This is a genomic window from Pseudomonas sp. GNP014, assembly GCF_054344005.1.
Map to the genome: position 1 here is coordinate 1 of NZ_JBTGUS010000018.1, position 20618 is coordinate 20618.

Below are 20618 nucleotides of genomic sequence, written 5' to 3' on the forward strand. Positions count from 1 at the left end.
GCAGCCACGTAGGCCTTATCTGCGCACCCATGATTGAGAACCGGGTGAACTGGAGTGGATCGTGTCTTCAAGAAGGCGGCGCAGTTACTCTCTGTGGACGAGCGCATGAAGGTTAGTTGTTCAGTCATATGATGACCGATCGTAAAGTTGTGTGGACGACGGACGAGTTTTTTGCTGAAGAACACACGTAGGGTTTATTTGGCAGACGAACGATGGATGTGTGAGTCTGCAGTCGCCAGATCGGCACGCGAGCGCTTGTTGCTTTCCTTTGACGCTGGCGTGCGTGCCGTCGGTACCGTGCACCATGCGGTCGTCCTGCGCAGGATGCGTTAGAGGCTTTGTAGGCAGGCCGATAAGTTGGCTTTGCTGGGAGACGATGCTCAGGCCCTGGTTTTGCCATCGTCGCATACGGTGGTTCAGAAGGTGGCGAGCTGCCGGATGCGAGACCGGGAACGAGGAAGCCATTTGTTCATCAATTAGTGTGACCTTCAGCGAGGGGGGACTAGACGCTCCGACAGGGCCGTTGTGTGAAGGCGACAGCGATTCCTTCACCGTCGCGTTCGAACAGGAGCCGCAATGGCAGGCGGGCATTCGCCGCGAGGCGCAGTTGCTCCGCCGCGTCGCTTCGGCGCGGTGGCGCGGGTCCAGATCGATGCCGACTTCATCGCCATGGCTTCAGAGGAACGGGTGAACATCTTCGCCATGGTGGTAGTGATGTGCGACTGGCCATCCTTGCCTTGTTGACCGTGTACCGATCGATGATTTTGCTGCGATCTACCGTCGTTCCGCTGTCAAGCTCATGCACCGGAACGCTCGCATTGGGTGACGATCAGCCGACGGTGGAGCGGTTTATCGGTGACTTTGAGCTGACGCCGATTTCGGTGCCCGAGTTGCCGATGGACCGATCGGCGAGAACATCGACGTCTGGCATCGGTTAGCCAGTGCGGCATCGGAAGGTGTATGTCTGGTCCGATCAGACTGCTGTTCCTAAACTGAGACAGCTCCTTTCAAGGACGATACGATCAAGATGTTCGTCCGAGAGCTGGTCATGCAACTCCGTCCGCCAGCGACGAAAGCCGAAATGTGGAAGAAATGCTGCCGGTGGGGAAACAGTCCACGTATCCAGCACGGCGTCGAAGAAGCTCTGGACGCTGGCCTGACGGAAATTCCATCCGGTTACGGGTCGGTGAAGATCCTCTTCTGGAAGACGACTTCGACATCAGCGACGAGTTGGAAAACGAGATCAAGGTACCTGACAAGTAGAAGGACCTGGTCATGAAGCTGCTGGATGCAGTCTGCTTCTCAGACCGTCAGTATGATGAAGAACTTGGTGCTATGCCATCCTGACCGGTCGCCGATCGGTGACGACGTTTGCTGTGGTGCTGGGGCGACTACCTGGTGATCAGCCTCGAAGGTGATGGTGCTCTACCGAGATGGGGTCAGTGACAAGCAGTTTCGTTGTCGATCATCGCGCATCAGGAAGTCGATCTGAAGGAAATCAGCAAGAATGCGCGGATCGCGGTGAAGACGATCCGCGACGACATTCGCATCTGTGTTCACAGCATGGTCGAGAAGCCAAAGCCGGAAGACTGAACCGTCGACCTCTGAAATCATCGGTTGTTACATCTGATCGTTAGGAGTATCTTTGACCTGATCCAGGTACTGGAGCCAGGAGCTGTGGCGAAAGCCTCCATCACCGACGCCCTGATGAAGCAGGCCCAGAACGGTTGCGCCACGGCCAGAGTCCAAGGAAAGCGTTTCGATCCGCTGTGGCGCTGAAGGTCAACATCGGCTAGCCAACGACTTCTGCTCCAGTCGCAGAAGAACTGGAAGCGTCCATGAGTACGCTCGCTTCGTTCAGAAGCCACCTTCCAGTGGCTTTTTCATTTCTTCGTCGCCATTTCTTCGGTTGCCAGGAATTGCCGAACGGGTGGCTGCGGGCACGCCGATCGCCTGCCGAGGAGATAGAAATGGCCAACGATTTTGACCTTTATGTGCATCGGTGCTGGTTCCGCGGGTGCGCGGTAGCGCTGTTCCGCCGCCGACTTCGGCGCAAGTGGCGGTCTGGCCGAGAGCCACTGGGCGGCACCTGCGTCAACGTCGGCTGCGCGCCGAACTTGGCGACGGTGCGCAATTTCGCCGAAGACTTCGAGCAGCGTCTGGTTCTCGGTGGAGCCTGGGCGAAGCGAAGATTCGATTGGGCGACGCCGATCGCGAACAAGGACCGCGAGATCAACCGCCTCGACTGGCATTCACCGGAACTGCTGCGCAACAGTGGCGTGACCCTGGACGGTAGCCATGTGGAAGATCGTCGGCCGCATGGCAGGTCGAGGTCACGCAAGCGTTTCATGACAAGCATCCTGATCGCCGACTGCGGCGGCCGCAGATTCCATATTTGCATGAACACGCCGATCGTTCCAACCAGGTACTTCCTCAAGGAAGTTCTTCCCTAACGCGCGCCGGTGCGGCGGCGGTTACATCGCGGTCGAAGTTGCCGGGATCTTCCATGAGCTGGGAGAACATCACTCTCGCCCAATCGCGGCGACCCTGGTCCTGCGCGGCTTCGACGGTTCGGCGGCCAAGCACTGCAGGAACAACGCTCAGCGTGACCGGATCTGCAGTTCAATGCCGACATCGCGCATCGACAAGCAGGCCGATGGCAGCTTGAAGCTCAACCTCAAGGACGGTCCAGCGCTGGAGGTGGACTGCGCGTTCTACGCCACTGGCCCGCGTCCGATGCTGGATAACCTGGCTGGAAATACCGACGTGCAGCTCAACGACAGAGAGTTCATCGAGGCTGATGAAGAAGACCAACCAGCCAGCCGTCAACTGGAGACTGGCCATGTGATTGTCGCGCAACAGTTCGACCCGTGGGCATCGCCGAGGGCATGGTGGTGGCGCGCAACGTCTGTTCAAGCTGAACAAGATCGTCGTCGATCAGACAAGATGATTCTGACCGCCGTGTTCAGCCTGCCGAGCATCGGCACAGTTGGTGCCGCAAGAAGAAGGCGCGCGAGGCGGTTACGACGTGGTCATCAACGCAAAGCTGTTTCTGTTCGATGAAGCGAATGCGACCCAGCGCCAGGAGAAGATGCTGATGAAGCTGGTGTCGACGGCAAAACCGATAAAGTCCTCGGTTGCGATATGGTCGGCGACGCCGGAGAGATCGTGCAGGGGTTGCCATTGATCGAAGGCTGTGCCACTCGAAGGCGACTTTGACGAGATGATCGGGGTTCACCGATGGCTGCCGAAGAGTTCGTCACAATGCGTACGCCGGTCGGCGCGCTGGAGCGTTTTTCGGCTTCGGCTGGGTCGTCGCTGCAACGGCGGCGGCGATACGTTGGCTTCTTCGAGGCTTTGTGGACTTCGCGTTGAATCCTTTCGAGTGACTGGTCGAGCAGCGCGCCCTCGACGCCTCTGTTCGAGTGTCTGGCTTTCCAGCTGTTGTCGCTACGTGAACGTTCTGGAGGAGGGTGCCGTCGCTGTTCACCGACGGGTTGAGCTTGTTATTGATCTGCTGATCGCTGCTTGTAGCTGATCCTGCAACAAATCGGCATTGTGTTGAGCTGCGACGATTTTTCCGCGGCAGGCGTCGTTGTCGCCACGAACAAGTCGAGCTGATTTCGATCCGCGGACCAGCGGGACAATTTCGCCGGCGCTGACGAACTTCGCCCGGAATGCCGGACCGCGCTTCGGCGGCGACTTCTGTTCTGCTGCGCTGCTCTTTGGTGGCGTTGCGGCAGCGCCCCCAGCGCGTCATGGGCGTGGAGGCGCTTTCTTCAGCGAGTGGATCTGCCCGCCCTCGTCCTGCAACAGGCGCAATTCCAAAATTGGCCAATGCTCGATCGATACCGGACTACGGCAATTTTGAGGTTCGTCGGAACATGGCAGTGTGAGTGTCGCTCCAGCCGAGCTTTCGGATGCATGCTCCAGCGAGGCGGCGCCTTCAGTTGTCGCGCTTGTGCTCCAGCTTTTCCAGGGCCTGGTGATTTTGCTTCAGTTCTGACTCCAGGGCTTCGTGTTGTGCTTCAATCTGCTCCGTGCGCGCTTGCTCCATCGGCTCTTGCGCTGTTCTTTCAGGCGTTCTAGCGAGGGCGAGACCAGCGGAGCCAATGCCATCAATCGGTCGGGGGGCTGAGGGGCTTCTCATCGGCGGGCGCCGTCATCAGCTTCGAGCATCGATGGATCGTGGGTCTTCGAGCCGGTAAATCCCACCGATTTCGAATGCGTACTGCATCAATGTTGTAGGTTTGCCGCGGGCGAGAATCGTGGTGCGCGCAAAATGAACGAGCGCCTTGGTAATGCTGCGATGGGGCCATGAGCAAATCTTGATGGTCGTGGTTGTGGTACATGCCAAATAATTAGCTAACCATTGAAAAGTTGAACCCTTTTCCATATTAAAGACACGGATAATACCAAGATTACCCAGCGTCAGGTGATTAGATCGTTTTTGATCCCGGTACCAGGTACGCCTGCGAGAAACTGCTGATCAGCGATATGATCGACGATCCGGAAGCCGTTACCCCGCCGTAGACACCCGACGAAGCTATCGCGCGGCCATCGAGCATTTCGAAGTGACGCGGAGGCTTCCGCCACGGCAGACAGCGTGGCGCGTTATCTCGTCGAACACGGCAGGCGCGCCGTCGATGGACACGAGCCTGGCGCTGTCGGCGCTGTGGAGCTGCAGGAACAGTAGTCAGGGGTTTGCCATCACCAAAGTGCCGGTGGTGCGCAGCGTTCAAGGTATCGGGCATCGGATTGCGCAGGAAGCCGAACCCTTGCAAATCGGCGCGATCTGGAAGTGTCGTTGCTGGAGCAAGTAGGCGTCGACGGCCGTAGAAACAGGATCGTCGAGCGCTGCTCAGGCTCTACCGCGATCGGGCCGACGCATCTGCTCTGGCTTCTGGCGCGGGCTTTCTGAAGTGATGAGTGAATGCGCCTGCAGATCGAGCATGGCAAGGCCAACGCCGGCATCATCACCTCTAGATCTGCCGCGCAGCAAGGGCGATCGGGAAAACCCTGCAGATACGTATCAAAGTGCTGTACATGTGAACTGTAGGACTGGTTCAGGCCTAGATCCATGGGCCTCATCGGAGCCGCTGTACGTGGCCGGTTTCTGGAGCATCGACCGCTGGGGCAACCTGAGCGAGGAGGGCTGCACCGCTCGCAGCAGCATCATTTGCTGCTGCGTCAGGCGCTGGAAGCGTGCCCGGCATCGTGGAAACTAGACCAGCCATTCGCTGCGTCGAGGCTTTGCCACGTGGCCCTATCAAAGCGGCTGGGACTTGTAGTTGCTGATGAGTGATGTCGGTGAAGGATGAGCTTCTTGTGATGCGCCACGTTGAAGCAAGCCCATTCGAGGATGGCTTGTTACGGAAGCTGGCTTCGTCGTAGATATTGTTTCTTCTGATCAAGCACAAGTCAGCTAATAGCGAAAGCAAATCAGTAGGATCAGGTTTGCCAATGGAGCCATCCGTCGAGTGAGTGGGCAGGATTTTACCGATCAACTTCAGACCGTATGGAGCGAGAACCATCAATGCGATCATCAACAAGTGAAAAGAAAACCGTTCAGAAGCTACCCTGTTTCAAAAAAACTGCGACTTTGTTCAGTCGATGTCTGACCGAAGGCAAGCGGTCCTCAATGAATCTCCCACCCAGCCGACTTCTACCTTCGTTGCGACGCAGCGGCAAGAAGATCTTGCCAATGCCGCCGCCTTCGAGAACTTGGGCGCAAGATCAGCAGTGTTTCGACTGACACCAACTTGCCGACGTACTCCTGCCGGGCACAAAATTTCGCCAGCCATTGCAAATTGATATAGACGACGATCGTGACCGTCTCTCACGCGCCATCTCCTTAACTTCGACGCGCCGATCGAGAAGCTGCTGGCCGATGCGGCACTTTCGCTACTAACCCTGAAGGCCAAGATCAAAATCGTCAACTGAACGCATGGTGGCGCAGGCCGTGACGCTTCCGAGCCGCCGCGAATCAAGGCCGCCGACATGTCGCTGCTCACCGAGGCCGGTTCGCCCAGCGAGCTGGAAGAAGGCGAGGCCTACTCGGCTTGTTGTAGACCCGTCGGCAAGATCAAGTCGCTGACAGTGCAATATAGGGCGGCTACTTTGCACCTACTTCAGTAAAAGGTCATCCGCCAATAAAAAGCCCGGGCCAGATCGCCCGGCTTTTTTCGCCTCGAATAAAGACACAGGAGATCGCTGACGTTGGAATGTGCAACTCAAAGCCGACAGTTGAATCGGGACCCGGAACGGTTATGAGCCGATCGAGATCGTCGCTTTCCCACTCAATGGCCTGCCAACTGGGAACGCACCAACTGGCGAAGACCATCTGTCAGCTGGTCGAGCGACGACCTGATCGAGAACGTGGACCACGCCGAAGGCGATTGTCTCGATCAGCGCCGGCTGCTGAATGACTGGCGTTTCGCTGGCATCCGATGGCGATGATTCATTCCCTGGCGCCGGCCCGCTGGGGTTGGTGGTCACCCATCCAAGGAGTGTTGAGCGATCGAGCACTGCTTGCTTGAAGGCTGAAGTTGAGCTTCGAGACCGATCTCTGGTCGTCCTGCGAGAGTTGCCTGGACGTGGTCGAGGCACTGACCTATGCGTGCCAACCTGATCGCCACGTCGCGATCGACGGCGCGCTGTTCGAGGACGAGCTACGATCGCAAGATCATGGCGGTGCTCAAGCACGACCTCAATGGTGAGAACTTCGGTCAGGCCGCACTGGTCGGGAAACCTCGCCAGCTCGACACCGGCGCCATCGAGCGTCAGGCCGAGAAATCAGCGAGAAAGCCTTCTACGCGCTGGTCGGCGGTGGCCTGCTGGTGCTCGGCGGCGATCTACGCTGCGCGCAAGGCATCCGCACTGGTGCTGGCCGGCGAGCGCTTCGGCGGCTGAGGCGTGCTGGAGACCATGGCGATCCAGACCTTGATTTCCGAACAGGAAACCGAAGGCCGCTGCGACTGCGCTGGAAGAAAACACGTCAAGCAAGACGACGTCACATCATGAACCTGGAATGTCTACAAGCTGATCGGCAAGAACGGCGAGCGGATGGTAAGTCGACTTCGCCAGTGGCGACGCTCAGCGAAGAGTGTATGGGCGACTGGCGACGTGGCGGAAAATGAACGTGCCGTGAGCAGATGGAAGGCGCGCACTGGCATGGCGATGGCCTGTCAAGGCAAGCGACGGCGATTGGTGGTGGTACTCGCGCCGAAGCGGCGATCAACTGGTATCGTGGCCCACGACGACTTGCTGGAGTTTGACGGTAAACTGCGGGCTGATGCTGCCTGAGCAACGAAGCTGTACAGTCCGCCCAATGTTACTGTGAGCATGACGAGCAGCGACAAGCCACTGAGTCACTGGCAACCGGCGAGAGGAGCTCAACGACGTTACAAGGACGGCAGCAGCGACGAACTGCGTACCGTCGAGCTGGGGAAGAACCTCGTCGAGATCGTCGTCGCCCAACACGACTCTGCTCAAAGGCACCATCGAGCCTCGCCACGTGGCGAGATCATTGTCAACAACCGCGGCGAGACGTCGATCTCGGGGCACCTTCTTCGCTGCTGTGACGCAACCGCGCCGTACAAGCAATCGGTGATTGCGGTGGGCGAGGGTGCGAGGCTTCGTTGAGTGCTTTTGATCACTTGATCGTACTTCGGCTCCGGGTGCAACTGCCAGGCGTTGAAACTGTGAGAGATCACGGGATCTTTATTGGGCGTGAAAACTCCCGCCCCTTAACCCAGTCCTTCTCCCGAAGGAGAGAGGAGTCTACCGTAGGGATCTGGCGTCGTCGTCGTACCGAACGATCGAGTTGATGATGGATTCAGCGCCGAGCTCTTCAAGTCGATCATGGATTTACGAGCTTTCGAGTTGGTGGAACCTCGAATATCCCCAATCCAGTTCCCTTCTTCCGGGAGAGAAGTCAGGTGAGGCTTTTCAGCTTGAACAGCGGCGTAGGCTGAATGAATTCGACCGAGAGCTGTCCGGGTCCTTGATGAACGCCGGCTCCACGCCGGCGATCGGTCAGGCGCTTCTGGAAGTCGTCGAAAGCCGAGCTTCGAAGTGTGTACGCGGTGCACGATGTTGGGGACCCAGATACCACAGATGCTGCGAAAGCCGCGGGGCCGGGGTCGGGGATTGCCGTCGCGATAGGCGTCAGCATTGTTCGGTGCGGTGGGCTGCGGTCGTAGCCTCGACAATCGCGGATCGTCCACCACTCCGGCCGGCCAGCGGCGTCGGCCTGGACCGCGCTGTCCACCAGTGCGAGGAAGTACAGGCTGACGGTTTCGGGAATCGACGTTCGACCAGCGAGAAACCCAGCACGCGGGTGAATCCAGGGACTTCGTGATGTCTTTCACACGCAGCAACTGCTGTCGAACATGAAGTTGCGGGTCGCGCTGTGTCTGGCGTGGCGGCAACGCCGGTAAAAGTGTTCAGTCGCGGAGGCCACCGCTTCGAATAACTATGGTGTAGCGATGGCGAACCACAACCATGCCTTGCGGCATCGCCCTGAATGAGGCAGGTTCGCCCTGCGCGCGGTGGTCTACTTCGCCGCGCGACCGGCCAGCGCGCTGCAACGATCCCCGACTGTTCAGTCCTGTTCCGTTCTTCGGCGTCTCGCCTGCAGGCGGGTTCGCGCGTTGGCGGACGAGCCAGGCGCTACCTGGCCAGCAGGCTGTAGCCGAACAGTTACTGGATACTGCCAGGTTCGTCAGCGGCGGTGAAAACGATGCCGATGGACCAGGCGACGGCGACGAGCCGACGACGACGAGGTGGAAGCGGGGCATCAGGTGAATCTGCAGGGCATCGCTTAGGTACGCGAGTTCATCAATAACTCTTTGAAAGCGGCTACCAAGCCGGCAAGAGGCGCACGCCGCGATGCTCGGCTTCATCGGCGCTGGAAATGATCTGCATGGTCACAACCCAAGTTGTCGGGCATGCGTCGTCGGGAAACGTGGCGGTGGTGGTGCTGATGCTCATAGGCTTATGCTCTTTGGACGGTGGGGCAGCGCAGGTCTCCAGGAAGGACAGCGAGATGGAGAGGTCGTGGTGCGAACAGTCGAAACTTTAAGCGTCCCGTCGAGTGGCGGCTTGATTAGATACCGAAATTATTAAGCAATAGTTTGGTTGCCAAGCTCCGTAGTAATATTGCGGAAAGAATTTTTCGCAGTACTGGTTAGGGCGTCATGAAAATCATAATTCCTCTCTGAGCTAAAATTTATTTCATTTGTTAATATATTGTCAGTAAAAAAGCCCTGCATGATGCGGGCTTTTCCGTCGAGCGTGATGAACTGCGGCAACCAGGATCAACGAAGCTTAACCGTATTCGCTTCAGTTTTCAGGCCACGGCGGTTGCCACCTTGGGGTCGATCAACTGCCAGCGGGTTCCGACAACCTTTACCATGCGAGCGCGTCGGGTTTAGGGCTGAGAAGATTGCAGTACTGGATTCGCGGATTCGGATCCGAGGATGGTGATGATGTCTTTCAGGCCTTTGCCATAGGTTTTATCAGCCCCTGGCCCTTCCTTCGGATCCATTTCTTAAAGTGGCAATTGCTCCTTCAGCCATTCCAGCTGCTTGAGCTGTCCTGAAGGGCCTTTTCAGTGAAGATGAGAAATTCAGCGAGTTGGAAGCACATCTTTACTCCAGAGTGTGTTTTGGTCAACAACCAACTGCAAACAAAGCTATAAGCCAAGAGCCTTGAAGCGACTCGGCGAGAATTGGCTCACCTGGCCAATCTTGCAACAGGAATCGAAAATTGGGAGTAGGTCAATCAGCCAAGTAATCTGAAATCTTCTCACTAACAATCACAGTCCTCGGTATCAATTTGGTGCGTCGTGGTGATGTGCTCTTAGAAATTTCATTTAGTTTATGGTGATTAATGGCATGATGAGCTGCTGTAGCGATTGGCTTGTGCGAACAGATAACCTTGCAGGAAGTTCGGATGTTATGGCGGTCAGATAATCGGCCTGTGCCTGGGTTTTGATCTTCGGACAATACCCGAGTCGAGTCGGCCAGAGTTTGATACCGGTGTCGAGATGTGCCGGTACAGTGTACCACACTGATCATGGCCGACGAAACCGGTTGATCTTCAGGAAATCGACATTGAACTTGCGCAGGTCAGGAGCTGGAATGCCCGTGCGAAATCGTCGATGGGAATCATTACACCCAGCCACGCAGTTGCCGGTCAACAACTGTCGGGCCATGTTGTTGCTTGATCAGTTGGTGCTTGGTCGGACTCCAGCACCAGATCGACATCCGCCGTGATGCTGCGAGGCAGTTCGCGGCAATCGTCCACCAGCGGAGTACCCGCAGCGGGCTGGCGGTGACATCGATGCCGAGGTGGAAGGGGCCAACGAATGTTCGACAGAGGCCCGAGGAAGGGCGGGCGGTTGCCGGGATCAGGGCGGGCGTACTCGGGCACGATCAGGCCCGGAGTGTGGCGACGGAATGGAGCAGGTCCCACGGGTCAGCTCTCGGGGTGGTCCAGCGGATCAGCACCTTGTAGCGTGTGGATGGACCTTTTCGCTGTTGCGATGCATGATGAAGAATGAAATAGGACGAATTCGCCAGCCTCGAGCGTGCTGGGCAACACTTTGATGGCTTGGTGACGTCGAAGCGTTTTTGCAAGGACATGCCCGATCGCTGCTGTGAAGACTACAATGGAAAAATATTAAAAATTTAACAATGGCGGGAATCACTGTGATGCACCGTGAGGTTTCGCCTTGGGAAAACCGGCAACTAGAACACCGAACGCATAATGCGAAGAATGCTTGTCGGTCACGGCGTCCTGGAACTGGCCTTGATGACGGTGCGCCGGCGGACAGCCAGTCGTTGCTGATCTGCAGGAGCAAGCGCGCTTGGGCGATCAGACGCAGGATGTCGCCGGAGGCCAGACGCATCCACAGTGTCGTCAGGTGCATGATGCGCCGTCACGGAGGCCATACACCAGCAACGCGGTGTTGGGCGTTACCGGATTGCCGTTCGATCAACGCAGCCCGCTCAGCCGAAGAATCACTGACATTTACGGCTTCCTGAACCGCCGAGACGGAGTTGGATAGAGATTGTCTGTCTCATGAGGTCGGTCGAGCGTACGAACGGTGGCGGGTCACCTGTTGCGCAAGGCGAGGATCTTCGTAGGTTCCGCCGGCCAGTGGCAGTAGTTGCTGGCTGCGCGGTGTTGTCGAGCATCAGTCGAAACTGGCGCAGTGCTTCTTGCCGTTCCGCAGCGTGCTGCTGCAGGCGGCGTCGAGCTGGATGAACAATTGCAGTTGCCGAGCATGCACGGTAGAGAACCGCCAGTAGTGCGACGATACACGATGCTGCGTTCGCGGCGGGAACGACGGTTAACGGCATGGGCGCATCCTGTCGCGAAGCAGCGAACGCGGGCCGGGCAGGGGCGCGACAAATGCTGAAACACGTCAGCCAGAAGGGACGACAACATGGCGGTGGGCCGCTCATCGAGGACGAAGATGCGCGCCAGTTCGATAAACGCCTGACGCTGCTGGTGACGCTGGCGTTGGTCAAGTACGCGAGCCGACCTGGCGCTGCAACCCTGGGCGTCAGCGTCATCTTCACGTAGCCAGGCTCAGCGGTATCCGGAAAGGAGCTTCGGCGACGACGGTGATCGCGTCACGACGGCTGACGTGTCGAGGGTGCTGAGCAACTGCGAAGATGTAGCGAACATCGCTGCAGTTGCGTCGAACAGCCGCGAAACGAGTTCCGAAGAAACCGGCCTCCGTCAAGCAGAAATGGATCGTCACACAGTGCTTTCAGGCTCAGCGTCGAGCGCTTGCCGAACGGATGATGACGAAGTAGTAGGGCGACGATTTGATCTTCGATCAGCTGAAGGGTATCGAAGCGTTCTGCCAGGCACCGACAAAAGCGAGGTCGATGCGCCGCTCTTCGAGCCATTGGTACGACTGCTGGTTGGAGCCTTCATCAATGTGCACTCGGTACCCGCATGCGCCTGCTCAATAGCGGCGGAGAACTTCCGCAGTAACTTGATCGAGACGCTGGCCGAATGAGCCGAGGCCAACGTGCCGCGTTCATGCGCGGATCGGCGGCCTCCTACGCAGCGTATCGGCGATGTATCGCCCTGAGCAGATGCTCGCCGATGTCGCCGAACTTCGACCTGCTGATCGATGCCGAGCAGCCCGAGATCGTACCGTCGAGGGATTGATCCGCGTGGAACACCGCAGATGGATCGACGAATGCGGCGAGGCGGTCGCGAGCTGGTCGACGAGCGAAATCTCCAGTTGTGAGGGTCATCAGCGGATCATTCACGATGATCAGGAATGAGGTGAACGAACGCCAATTCCTGGTCTTCCGTTCTGGAAGCGTCACGGCCAACTGCGCCGAACCGCATCCGCAATCTTCTGAAATACTGAACCGACCTGGACGTTGGCGGCGGTGACGACGGCCGGGGTGAACGTTCGTCTCGCCGGCGTCTCTGGCGGGTGGTCAGCGAATTGCCGCAGTCGCGGTTCCCGTCGGCCAGCGTCGGACTGCTGGGATTGCTCGCCTGCGCGCGTCCGCGCGGCGACCTGCGGTACGGTAACTGGAACTGGATGCTCCTGGTACGTTCGGACTTCCTTCTACAACCTGCGTCTTTTATGGCCTGCAGACATTAACGCGTCGCGGGCGTCATCGTACGTCGCGTTGAACCGCGGGTCATTTTTGCGTTGCTTCTGGCTCTTGTTCAGGAGGCGGGCTGGGGCGATCAAGGTGTCGGGTATCTCGATCTGCATCGTGCCGGCGTGGCGATCGTTAGTGTAAACCGGCGTTACCGATGGCGACGCCCGATGCGCGAGGGGCTGATCTGCTGATTTTCGGCTGTGTCGTGGGCTGGGGCTGTATCGGCTCGTCGTGCTGCCTCAATCAAAGCCTCGGACCGCTGCAGACCGTGACGATTCCGATCCTGATCGGCACGTTCAACGTGCACGTTGGGCGTGCGTGGAGAGTTGAAGGGCGGCGTTCGGCGACTCTGTACGTCAACAGCTGGCTCAGCCTGGATCATCTGGTAGGTTTCTACGTTGCGCTCGGCCTATCGGTTATTACGATGGGCACCGCACGGTGTGACTTGTCTGGGCGCGTCCATTGCTCGAACCCGTCGTCGCGGTAACTGGGCGCCGCTCTCGGTCAGAAACCGACGCTGCGAATGTACGTGGTGCAGCGCTGATTCTGGTGGGGGTATTACTGTGAATAAAAAACTGCTGCACCGGTGCAAAAGCTGGCCTATTTTCATAGGAGGAGGGCAGACAACCCTATTTATGCTGTGAAGCAAAATTGGTTTAACGCAATACAAGAATATGCTTTGCAGCAGAGTGGCGCGGCAAGAGCCTTGGGTCGATATGAAGACATCGGTATTCACGTCGACGGTGACCTCCGCCGGAGCGCGCGAAGGACTTGGTGCACCTCCTGGCGCGACATTACCGCAACAACCTGGTCAACGAGAAGATGTACGGCAGCGTTATGATGACCGATTCACGAAACCCACGGGCGACGGGCTTGAGGTTCATCGATTCATCGCCGACCTGGACCTGGAGCCGATCTTCGAGAACGACTGGGCTTCACGAAGCCGCGACCTACTCGTCGAGAATGCGGACCGTACTGGTCAGGGCGATCAACTGATCCTCAAGAACGAACGGACAGCGTCGTTCTCGACTTCGCCGCCGAACACGGTCCTATCCGTTCGCGCACTGGCGTTCCGCGTCAAGGACTTCGAAAGCTGATAAGCCGTGCATCTGGGAAAACTGGTGGTGCTGCTGATCGACATCGAAACCGGTCCGATGGTACTGGGACCTGCTGGTGATCAAAGGCATTGGCGGCGCGCCGCTGTACCTGATCGCAACCGCTCCGGCGAGGAGCTCATCTGATGACATTGACTTCGTGTTCATCGAGGTGGACGCACCGGTCGGCGCCGCTGAAATCATCTACGACCTGACCCAGACGCATCGTGCCGCATGGCTCACTGGTGGAACTTCTACGAGAAGCTGTTCAACTTCCGGTAATCCGACGTTTACATCAAGGTGAATACACCGGCCTGATCTTCAAAGTGATTATGACTGGGACGGCATGATCTGATTGTCAATCGAGGAATTGTCGAAGTGGTAAATATCGAACAAGTCCGACGCAGTTCAACGGCGAGGGCATTCAGCACGTCGCGTCCACGACGACCTGATCAAGACCTGGACGCGCCGGAGAAGATCGGCATGTGCTTCATGATCGGCGCCGTCGGACACCTACTACGAAATGCTCAAGGCCGTCCTGCTGAACGATGGCTGAGCCGGTCGATCAACTGCAATTGGTGCGCGGATTCGTCGATGGTGCTTCAGCAGGCCACAGCGTCCGCCGCTTGCAGAATATCCGGAAACCCTGATGGGCCGGTGTTCGAATTTTTATCGAGGAAAAGGCTACGTTGGGGTTCGGCGAGGGGAAACTTCAGGCGCTGTTCATAGTCGATTGCAGCGGATCAGCACCCGTCCGGGCGTTGCTTTCGTCGCCAAGGAATGGCAGCAGGCGAACAGCGCAATGTCAGCGGCCAGGCGTTGCCCGGCCGGCCGACCACCTCGCCGAGTCCCGGACCTGTTGCTCGAAGCGCTCAATCTTTGCGTCTACCTGCTGCTTCGCCTCTGACCTGAACCGTTCTGCTACGGCCTCGACTGGCCCGTGCGGGATCGCTATGCGCCGAAATCGTCTTGAAATAAGACAATTACCATCCAAACTAATCCCTGAACCTTTATGTACAGCGCTTTCGTCATCGCCCTCGGCGTGCCGATCGGCCATTACGGCGGCGGCCGGAGGTCGAACTCAAGCCGCTGGGTGACCGGTTTCATTGAAACTCTTATTGGAGATGATCATCGGCCTGATCCATTCTTCTGGATGGTGGTTCTGGGCATCACGACCACGACGTGCAACAGGTTGGGCCGGGTCGGCTGAAAGCGTCGCGGTACTTTGAGCTGGTGTCGAGCCTCGCCCTGGTGATCGGCATCCTTGCCGGCGCATCTGCCGCATCCGGCGCCGGGTTTCAACATTGACGTGAAGACCCTCGATTCCTCGGCGATTGCTGGTATCGTCGGTCAGGCCGAGACCGGCCAGGGCATCATGGGTTTCTCCTGGATGCGATCCGATGCACGTTTCGACGCGCCTCCAAGGAGAAATTCTGCGCCGTTCGTTGGGCGCTGTTGGCGTGGCGCTGGTGATGGTCGGTGAAGGGTGCGTGCCGTGGGGGCATTTATCAATCAGGCCAGCGAAGTGTTCTTCGCATCGTCGACGATCGCCGGGTGGACCGATTGGCGCGTTCGGCGCGCATCGCCTTCGACCATCGGCAAGCATGGGGTTGCTGCGCCGCCGTCGTCGAAGCTGATCGGGCACGTTGACCTGAACCGCGTCATCTTCGTGGCCTGCGTGCTCGGCGCGATCGCGCGGTTGTTCTTGCATCAGCATCTTCAACTGCTCGGCTAGCAGAAAGGCGAACCGCCGACGCGCTCGGCACCAAGCTCTTCCTGATCAGCGCGACCAGAAACTGCATCGAGAAAAACCTGCAAAGCCTGGCCTCGAAGGCGGTGGTCGGCATCGTGGCGGTCGTCGCCGACCTTCATGGGATGGGCACCAACATCTACATGACCCTGGGCGTGCGGCTCCTCGCCGAGGCCGACGAACACCGACTTGTCGCTGGAACAGCAGCGACTCTGCCGGGCCGGCCAGGTCCACCTCCAAGGTGCAGGTGCTGTGGCGGTGCCGGATTCGTCGCGCTGGCCGGCGGCCTGGCCGTGCCGGCCGACTGGTGCTGGTGGCGGTGATGGTGGTCTACCTCGGTGTCGACCGTTTCATGGCTGAACGCCGTCGATGACCAGATCATCAGATGTGCCGCGGATCTCGGTTATCGCCGCGCGGGCAGGGCCAACCCGGATCGCGACAAGCTGCGCCGATCGCCTCAGTCTGCTGGCCGTCATGCTCGTGCCGCCAAAGCGAGATCGGCCACCGCGAGCAATCGCCGCCAACGGCGTTATCCTGGTGGTCTTGCGCCGTCAGCGTTCGCTTCATGTCCTACAAGAAATACCGCCCCTGCCCCGAGACCTGCGCGGTTCGTCATGATCGGCCAGAACGGCTCTTCGCCGGCTCGCTGCTGATGAAGTTCTGCTGGTCATCGGCCTACGTCAAGGAACGCATCCAGATTCTCGAAGCCACCCTGCACTCGCCTGCTGCACCGCACCAGTTGGTGCGCTGCTCACCGAGGACGGGGCGGCGAACTGGCCAGCGCTTGGCGTCGCGCATTCGATGACTTCTCCAACTGCACGAATGAGCCGTCCACGGCGACGCATAGCTGACGTGGGCGTTGTACATCTGCAGCAAACCTCCGGTTTCGGCCGAACGACGCGCACCGGGCGCAGTTGTCGCTGGCGGAACGTTATCGGACCTGGAAATTCGCCTCGACCTGTTTATCGGCGGACGTCATCAACGAAGGCTTCGACCTGGAGATCCGCGTTGGCGATGACATCGCCAGCACCCGGCTGCGCCTGGCCAAGCAACTGGCGGGCGCCGGCGCGCCCCGGTCGGATGCAACGTCGCGGTACCGGAGAACCTGGGACGGAACTGCAGCAGCACGATTGCCTGGTGATCAAGGAGCGCGACAACGCCCTCTGCATCTGGACTGGATCGCCATGGGCGAGAAGAAGCGGTGCGGTTAGCCGGGCCATTGTCGTCAAACAACGGCGAGATTGCTCGGCAATGGGCGCTGGACGGACGCGGCGTCGCTGTGCTCCACTGTGGGATGTGGAGTTGCTGCTCGTGAAGGGCGGCTGGTGCAGGTGCTGGGAGGACCAGGCGATAGCGCGCCAACGTTGGCCTGCACCCGACGCGGCTGTGCATCGGGGTACCGTGTGCGCGAGCAGTCTCGCAATGCACTCCAAGAGGATCGCTGACAGCCGAGCACCACAACCCTCCTGTAGGGAGTGAGCCTGCTCGCGAGCAGCGCATGGTATTAGTTAGAATCGTCTAAACCGCACACCGTCATTGCTACAGGTGACGCCCACAAAGGGATATCAGGAAAGCCAAGGCCGCCGGCCAGTGTTGGTGTTCGAGCCTCGATCTGTCGCGGCGTCGGAAGGCGCCGCCCACGGTCGCAGCGCAGCAGCAGCGCGGTTTTGGAAAGCGTCGATCTGGGCCCGATCACGCTGCCATCCGCCAGGACGCGTCGCGCCTCCAGATCAATGCTGATCCGCGCCGTCGAGGCTGCCCAGAAGCGCTCGATCCGCTGAACCGCGCCCGTCCAGGTACCAACAACACCCTCGTTGTGCTGCAGTTATCAAAAAATTCTGTAAATCTGCCGCCGATCAGCGCGCGAGTTGCCCATTTTGCTGCAAGCCCGACATGGTGTCATGTGGAAACCAGAGCCAAGTTAGGACCGACGACCAGGAACTTGACCTGGTCACGAGGCCGGGTCGGACAACTGAATGCGGGATCGGCCAGGCCATCTGGCGGAATCGCAGGTCGAAGAGTTCCTGACCAGGCCCACGGTCGACGCCTTCGGATGCGGCTTGGGCATGATCACGCCGGTGTCGACGCTTGCCGCCAGCAACTGGCGCGGCCTGGCCGGCGATGCCGGCGAAGGGTTGCAGTCCACCTGGTGTTCTCGAAAGCTGGTGGATGTCGGTGACATGACCGCGGATCGCGGCGGCGGCGACCATCGCCGGCTCCATCAGGTGGGTACGCGCACTTGTACCTGGGCGAGCCTTCGAATTGCGGTTGGCGTCGGCAAGCACAGCGGTTGCTGGGGCGAGCACGTCCATCGCTTCGATTGCGGAGGCACATCTACAACCAGACCGACGCCATCGAAACCGCGTCGATAAGTACTGCGCGGCCTTCAGCTTCGGCCTGGGGCGTGATGGCGATGGAGCCGGGCACGATCATCGCCGCACACGCCCTGCGGTGATCCTCGGCGACGACGCACAACATGGTGGCATCGGCTGAGGAAATCTTCGATCTGGCGTCGGTGGACGAGCCGAATGAAAGTGCGGCCGATGACGATTCGCTGCAGCGCCATGCCCGGTTCCAGGCCCATAGTTGAGGGCGCGGCGATGTTGAGACGCAGGATCAGATTGTCGACGGTTTGCGGATCGGGCACTCGCGCGCCCATCGGGATCCTTGTCCCAATTGGCTGAGTGGTTTATTGTTTCGAGTTGACGGGGATTGAAGGGAAGATTTCCGGTCAAATAGTGCCCCGGGATCACTGTGAATTCGTGCCATGTCTTCAAGGAGCTCTTGCTCCCACAGCTCACCTTGTGCACGCGGTTTGCCTTTCTACAGAAGCCAACACTTCCTCATCCCGGGGGCCACGAAACGCCGCGGGCGCGGGCTCAACCGCTATGTCGGAGATGGTCATGCGGGCTTCGACGCTCAGGGTATTACTCGTCGCCCTGGATATGATGGCGAACAACTGGAGCTGCCCGGACGCACCGATCTCTGATCCATCAGCGCCATGATCAGGTCTTCGACGTCAGGCCCGGCGCCAGTTGCCATCGACGACTCAATGCAGGGCTTTTCAGGCGTTTATAGACCAGGTCCGCGAGGCCAGCAGTGCTCGATCTGGAGGCCGACGCCGAAATCGATGCACCCAGGACCAGAGGTCGTGGTGCGGGTGTCGCCAGCGGCAATGACCATGCCCCGCAGGATCAACCCGCTCCGGGGCGATCACATGTCGATGCCCTGGCGCTTGTCGAACATGATGTCGAACAAGCTCGATCTGAAGTCACGGCAGTTCCGCCAGACCAACCTGCCGCGCCCCGCCGGCATCTTCGGCATAGCCGCCACGCAGCGGCGCCGTCTGGTTGACGCGATGAGCATCATCTGCCAGCGCCTGCGCCGCCGCCGAACCGCCTGGCCCAGCCGCACGGAAGGCCTGCGGGCGGCGAAGATTTTCGTCTACGATCCGCCGGTTTAGAGGAGCAGCAGCACGTGGCCCGCATCGTCGAGGGCTACACGTGCGCGAGTCATATGTTGTTGTAGAGGGTTCTGGGGACCATCAAAGCGTTATGAGGGGAACCGTGTGGTTTCCATCATAGGGAGCGGGGCCGGCCATCAATCGGCGGACAGTGATGGCGCAGATGATGAATCGTGTTCAAACCCCGGCGCACCCTCGCGGGGCAGGCACATCAGCGAAACCGCCGAAACATCTACTTCACATCCTCATCGGCAATTGCCCTCGCCACCGTCTCCTATAGACAGATGCAGGGCTGTTGCGTAACTGGCAAGCGCCATGACCGGGTCCTCGGGGATGCTGTGGGCTGCGCGAGCCCGAGCCACCGGCCGTCCTTCACCCTATCAGATGCGCAATCATGTCGAAGAGATCCGCTTCGACCTGTGGGTCCTGGTGCATAGCCGTGGACATCACCGATCTGGTTTTGTGTCGACGACCCGCGCCACCGGAACATTGGCGGTGGTCAGTCAGGTATCGTCCTGCTCGCCAACCTGGAACGCCAGCTCACGGTTGGACGACGCCCCACGGCTCAACGCACGACGAGGAAATTTTCCTGGTGTGGATCAAAACCGCCGAACCGCAAACCCCTGGCGGAAAGCATCAGCCGCTACCAGTTGCGGCCCTGGACGTTACAGCCAGCGATCTATGGCGTGCCGCCCTCGCTGATCGGTCCAGCCACGAATTCAAGGACAGAGCACCGGCGGTGACCGTCCCGCACCGCGCCCAGCTTCGATCTTCAAGCCTCGACCCGCGCCTGCATGGCTGGTGGCTGGTGCTGTTCAACTACGTGCACAGCTGGGCCTGGAACTGTGTCATTGCGCCTGCGACGTGGTGTCGTTGATCACCGGCCTGGTGGTCTACAAAAAATTCTGGAAGGCTCTGCGCGCACCCTGCGGGCCTCGCCACTGCGCCGGCATCTTCTGGGCGACTTCCATCGACGCGCCAATCCCTGGTTCGACTCCGGTTCATCGCCGGCAACTCCATCACCTGACCCGGTTCTGATCGCGCGATCTCTGTTCGCCAGCACCGACATTCGATCTCCAGCGAAGCGATCATTCCGGCGATGTCCGTGGAAAGCGCCGCTGATTTCCGCGGCCGCATCGCCACGGATGAGCTGGACCTGGTCGTTGAAAATCGCCCAGGCAGTATTCGCGCTGGAAGCCAGTTCGTCGAGCTGCGGCAACCGCCACAGCCACCAGCGATCGGTGGACGCGGTGATCGCCGAACGTTCAGATCGCCACGTCAACCCGGTACAATGGTGCGTACTGCTGTTCACGGTTGCTCCTGATCGTCGCCGGGTTCCACCATGAGTCGATGCGCCTGCTGCAGATCCGCGACTCGGCGGTATCTGGATCGAGTTGATCCGCTTCTTCGGCCTGCTGCTGAGCCCGACTACGAGCGGCCCTGGTCCGATCAACCAGCTTACCGCCCTGGCCACGGCCACGCGTCGGAGCGCGAGGACAAGAAAAACCGCATCAAGGCCAACTGGTCATGAAGCTGTGGAACCTTCGCAGGCCGAGCCGTGGAGCAAGTCCAGGCCAACCACGCGATCTTCGCCCTGTTATGCTTGTGGGCGCAATGGCGTTCTTCCATATCGAAATGCCCTGCTGTTGTTGATCCCGCTG

21 protein-coding genes and 2 pseudogenes are annotated in these 20618 nt (G+C 59.2%); 18 read left to right on the plus strand and 5 right to left on the minus strand.

Annotated elements, in window-relative coordinates:
* The first annotated feature begins 576 nt into the window (after positions 1–576).
* The 5 genes from ACXX9E_RS29425 (at position 577) to ACXX9E_RS29445 (ending at position 4823) form a co-directional block, all read left to right on the plus strand.
* The gene (locus ACXX9E_RS29425) at positions 577–744 is read left to right on the plus strand and encodes a hypothetical protein (RefSeq protein ID WP_458556731.1); all 168 of its coding nucleotides are present in this window, start codon (positions 577–579) and stop codon (positions 742–744) included.
* Between the two features lie 714 nt (positions 745–1458).
* On the plus strand, positions 1459–1593 hold the full coding sequence (locus ACXX9E_RS29430) for a hypothetical protein (protein WP_458556732.1): 135 nt from the start codon (positions 1459–1461) through the stop codon (positions 1591–1593).
* Positions 1594–1838: 245 nt separating this feature from the next.
* Complete coding sequence (locus tag ACXX9E_RS29435) at positions 1839–2453, plus strand: NAD(P)/FAD-dependent oxidoreductase (RefSeq protein WP_458556733.1); 615 nt, start codon at positions 1839–1841, stop codon at positions 2451–2453.
* A 58-nt stretch (positions 2454–2511) separates the two neighbouring features.
* Positions 2512–3063, plus strand: coding sequence for an NAD(P)/FAD-dependent oxidoreductase (locus ACXX9E_RS29440; RefSeq protein ID WP_458556766.1), 552 nt, complete (start codon positions 2512–2514; stop codon positions 3061–3063).
* A 1583-nt stretch (positions 3064–4646) separates the two neighbouring features.
* On the plus strand, positions 4647–4823 hold the full coding sequence (locus ACXX9E_RS29445; RefSeq protein WP_458556734.1) for a hypothetical protein: 177 nt from the start codon (positions 4647–4649) through the stop codon (positions 4821–4823).
* Positions 4824–5087: 264 nt separating this feature from the next.
* Here ACXX9E_RS29445 and ACXX9E_RS29450 read toward each other — a convergent pair whose 3' ends face one another.
* Positions 5088–5552, minus strand: coding sequence for a hypothetical protein (locus tag ACXX9E_RS29450; protein ID WP_458556735.1), 465 nt, complete (start codon positions 5550–5552; stop codon positions 5088–5090).
* Between the two features lie 1063 nt (positions 5553–6615).
* On the opposite strand from ACXX9E_RS29450, the gene ACXX9E_RS29455 reads away from it, so the two are divergent.
* Together ACXX9E_RS29455 and ACXX9E_RS29460 are read left to right on the plus strand one after the other, a co-directional pair.
* Positions 6616–6912 (plus strand): hypothetical protein, encoded by a 297-nt coding sequence (locus tag ACXX9E_RS29455; protein WP_458556736.1) that lies wholly within the window; start codon positions 6616–6618, stop codon positions 6910–6912.
* A 432-nt stretch (positions 6913–7344) separates the two neighbouring features.
* Positions 7345–7644: a hypothetical protein gene (locus ACXX9E_RS29460; protein ID WP_458556737.1), complete on the plus strand. Its 300-nt coding sequence runs from the start codon at positions 7345–7347 to the stop codon at positions 7642–7644.
* Positions 7645–8862: 1218 nt separating this feature from the next.
* Here ACXX9E_RS29460 and ACXX9E_RS29465 read toward each other — a convergent pair.
* A complete protein-coding gene (locus ACXX9E_RS29465) occupies positions 8863–8994 on the minus strand; it encodes a hypothetical protein (RefSeq protein WP_458556738.1) in 132 nt (43 codons plus the stop codon).
* 2427 nt (positions 8995–11421) lie between these two features.
* Between ACXX9E_RS29465 and ACXX9E_RS29470 the strand changes: the two genes are divergently transcribed.
* From ACXX9E_RS29470 to ACXX9E_RS29490, 5 genes and pseudogenes are all read left to right on the plus strand, one after another.
* Complete coding sequence (locus ACXX9E_RS29470; protein WP_458556739.1) at positions 11422–11595, plus strand: hypothetical protein; 174 nt, start codon at positions 11422–11424, stop codon at positions 11593–11595.
* 1209 nt (positions 11596–12804) lie between these two features.
* Positions 12805–13137: a hypothetical protein gene (locus ACXX9E_RS29475; RefSeq protein WP_458556740.1), complete on the plus strand. Its 333-nt coding sequence runs from the start codon at positions 12805–12807 to the stop codon at positions 13135–13137.
* A gap of 403 nt (positions 13138–13540) precedes the next feature.
* Positions 13541–14469 (plus strand): annotated as a pseudogene (locus ACXX9E_RS29480) (4-hydroxyphenylpyruvate dioxygenase family protein); the annotation flags it as partial.
* 287 nt (positions 14470–14756) lie between these two features.
* The gene (locus ACXX9E_RS29485) at positions 14757–14954 is read left to right on the plus strand and encodes a hypothetical protein (protein ID WP_458556767.1); all 198 of its coding nucleotides are present in this window, start codon (positions 14757–14759) and stop codon (positions 14952–14954) included.
* A gap of 285 nt (positions 14955–15239) precedes the next feature.
* Positions 15240–15479, plus strand: a complete 240-nt coding sequence (locus ACXX9E_RS29490; protein WP_458556741.1) for a hypothetical protein — start codon at positions 15240–15242, stop codon at positions 15477–15479.
* On the opposite strand, the gene ACXX9E_RS29495 is transcribed toward ACXX9E_RS29490, so the two are convergent.
* Positions 15476–15616 (minus strand): hypothetical protein, encoded by a 141-nt coding sequence (locus tag ACXX9E_RS29495; RefSeq protein WP_458556742.1) that lies wholly within the window; start codon positions 15614–15616, stop codon positions 15476–15478. The genes ACXX9E_RS29490 and ACXX9E_RS29495 overlap by 4 nt on opposite strands.
* A 119-nt stretch (positions 15617–15735) precedes the next feature.
* Between ACXX9E_RS29495 and ACXX9E_RS29500 the strand changes: the two genes are divergently transcribed.
* From ACXX9E_RS29500 to ACXX9E_RS29510, 3 genes are all read left to right on the plus strand, one after another.
* Positions 15736–15867: a hypothetical protein gene (locus ACXX9E_RS29500; RefSeq protein ID WP_458556743.1), complete on the plus strand. Its 132-nt coding sequence runs from the start codon at positions 15736–15738 to the stop codon at positions 15865–15867.
* 192 nt (positions 15868–16059) lie between these two features.
* Positions 16060–16299: a hypothetical protein gene (locus ACXX9E_RS29505; protein ID WP_458556744.1), complete on the plus strand. Its 240-nt coding sequence runs from the start codon at positions 16060–16062 to the stop codon at positions 16297–16299.
* Between the two features lie 109 nt (positions 16300–16408).
* Entirely contained in the window at positions 16409–16705 is a 297-nt protein-coding gene (locus ACXX9E_RS29510) for a hypothetical protein (protein WP_458556745.1), read from the plus strand.
* A 645-nt stretch (positions 16706–17350) separates the two neighbouring features.
* On the opposite strand, the gene ACXX9E_RS29515 is transcribed toward ACXX9E_RS29510, so the two are convergent.
* Entirely contained in the window at positions 17351–17704 is a 354-nt protein-coding gene (locus ACXX9E_RS29515; protein ID WP_458556768.1) for a hypothetical protein, read from the minus strand.
* 33 nt (positions 17705–17737) lie between these two features.
* Positions 17738–17806, minus strand: a pseudogene (locus ACXX9E_RS29520) (hypothetical protein); the annotation flags it as partial.
* A 905-nt stretch (positions 17807–18711) separates the two neighbouring features.
* On the opposite strand from ACXX9E_RS29520, the gene ACXX9E_RS29525 reads away from it, so the two are divergent.
* From ACXX9E_RS29525 to ACXX9E_RS29535, 3 genes are all read left to right on the plus strand, one after another.
* Complete coding sequence (locus ACXX9E_RS29525) at positions 18712–18957, plus strand: hypothetical protein (RefSeq protein ID WP_458556746.1); 246 nt, start codon at positions 18712–18714, stop codon at positions 18955–18957.
* A 592-nt stretch (positions 18958–19549) separates the two neighbouring features.
* The gene (locus tag ACXX9E_RS29530) at positions 19550–19834 is read left to right on the plus strand and encodes a hypothetical protein (RefSeq protein WP_458556747.1); all 285 of its coding nucleotides are present in this window, start codon (positions 19550–19552) and stop codon (positions 19832–19834) included.
* Positions 19809–20303, plus strand: a complete 495-nt coding sequence (locus tag ACXX9E_RS29535) for a hypothetical protein (RefSeq protein WP_458556748.1) — start codon at positions 19809–19811, stop codon at positions 20301–20303. Before ACXX9E_RS29530 ends, ACXX9E_RS29535 begins: the two co-directional genes overlap by 26 nt.
* The last annotated feature ends 315 nt before the right edge of the window (positions 20304–20618 follow it).

What these genes read in the sequence shown, in the direction of transcription:
- ACXX9E_RS29505 (WP_458556744.1), top strand. Translation starts at nt 16,060, where the DNA reads ATGTCCTACAAGAAATACCGCCCCTGCCCCGAGACCTGCGCGGTTCGT.
- ACXX9E_RS29465 (WP_458556738.1), bottom strand. Translation starts at nt 8,994, where the DNA reads ATGAGCATCAGCACCACCACCGCCACGTTTCCCGACGACGCATGCCCG.
- ACXX9E_RS29485 (WP_458556767.1), top strand. Translation starts at nt 14,757, where the DNA reads ATGTACAGCGCTTTCGTCATCGCCCTCGGCGTGCCGATCGGCCATTAC.
- ACXX9E_RS29455 (WP_458556736.1), top strand. Translation starts at nt 6,616, where the DNA reads ATGCGTGCCAACCTGATCGCCACGTCGCGATCGACGGCGCGCTGTTCG.
- ACXX9E_RS29475 (WP_458556740.1), top strand. Translation starts at nt 12,805, where the DNA reads ATGGCGACGCCCGATGCGCGAGGGGCTGATCTGCTGATTTTCGGCTGT.
- ACXX9E_RS29525 (WP_458556746.1), top strand. Translation starts at nt 18,712, where the DNA reads ATGTCGATGCCCTGGCGCTTGTCGAACATGATGTCGAACAAGCTCGAT.
- ACXX9E_RS29470 (WP_458556739.1), top strand. Translation starts at nt 11,422, where the DNA reads ATGCTGAAACACGTCAGCCAGAAGGGACGACAACATGGCGGTGGGCCG.
- ACXX9E_RS29460 (WP_458556737.1), top strand. Translation starts at nt 7,345, where the DNA reads ATGACGAGCAGCGACAAGCCACTGAGTCACTGGCAACCGGCGAGAGGA.
- ACXX9E_RS29435 (WP_458556733.1), top strand. Translation starts at nt 1,839, where the DNA reads ATGAGTACGCTCGCTTCGTTCAGAAGCCACCTTCCAGTGGCTTTTTCA.
- ACXX9E_RS29495 (WP_458556742.1), bottom strand. Translation starts at nt 15,616, where the DNA reads ATGAAGGTCGGCGACGACCGCCACGATGCCGACCACCGCCTTCGAGGC.
- ACXX9E_RS29445 (WP_458556734.1), top strand. Translation starts at nt 4,647, where the DNA reads ATGGACACGAGCCTGGCGCTGTCGGCGCTGTGGAGCTGCAGGAACAGT.
- ACXX9E_RS29425 (WP_458556731.1), top strand. Translation starts at nt 577, where the DNA reads ATGGCAGGCGGGCATTCGCCGCGAGGCGCAGTTGCTCCGCCGCGTCGC.
- ACXX9E_RS29515 (WP_458556768.1), bottom strand. Translation starts at nt 17,704, where the DNA reads ATGGTCGCCGCCGCCGCGATCCGCGGTCATGTCACCGACATCCACCAG.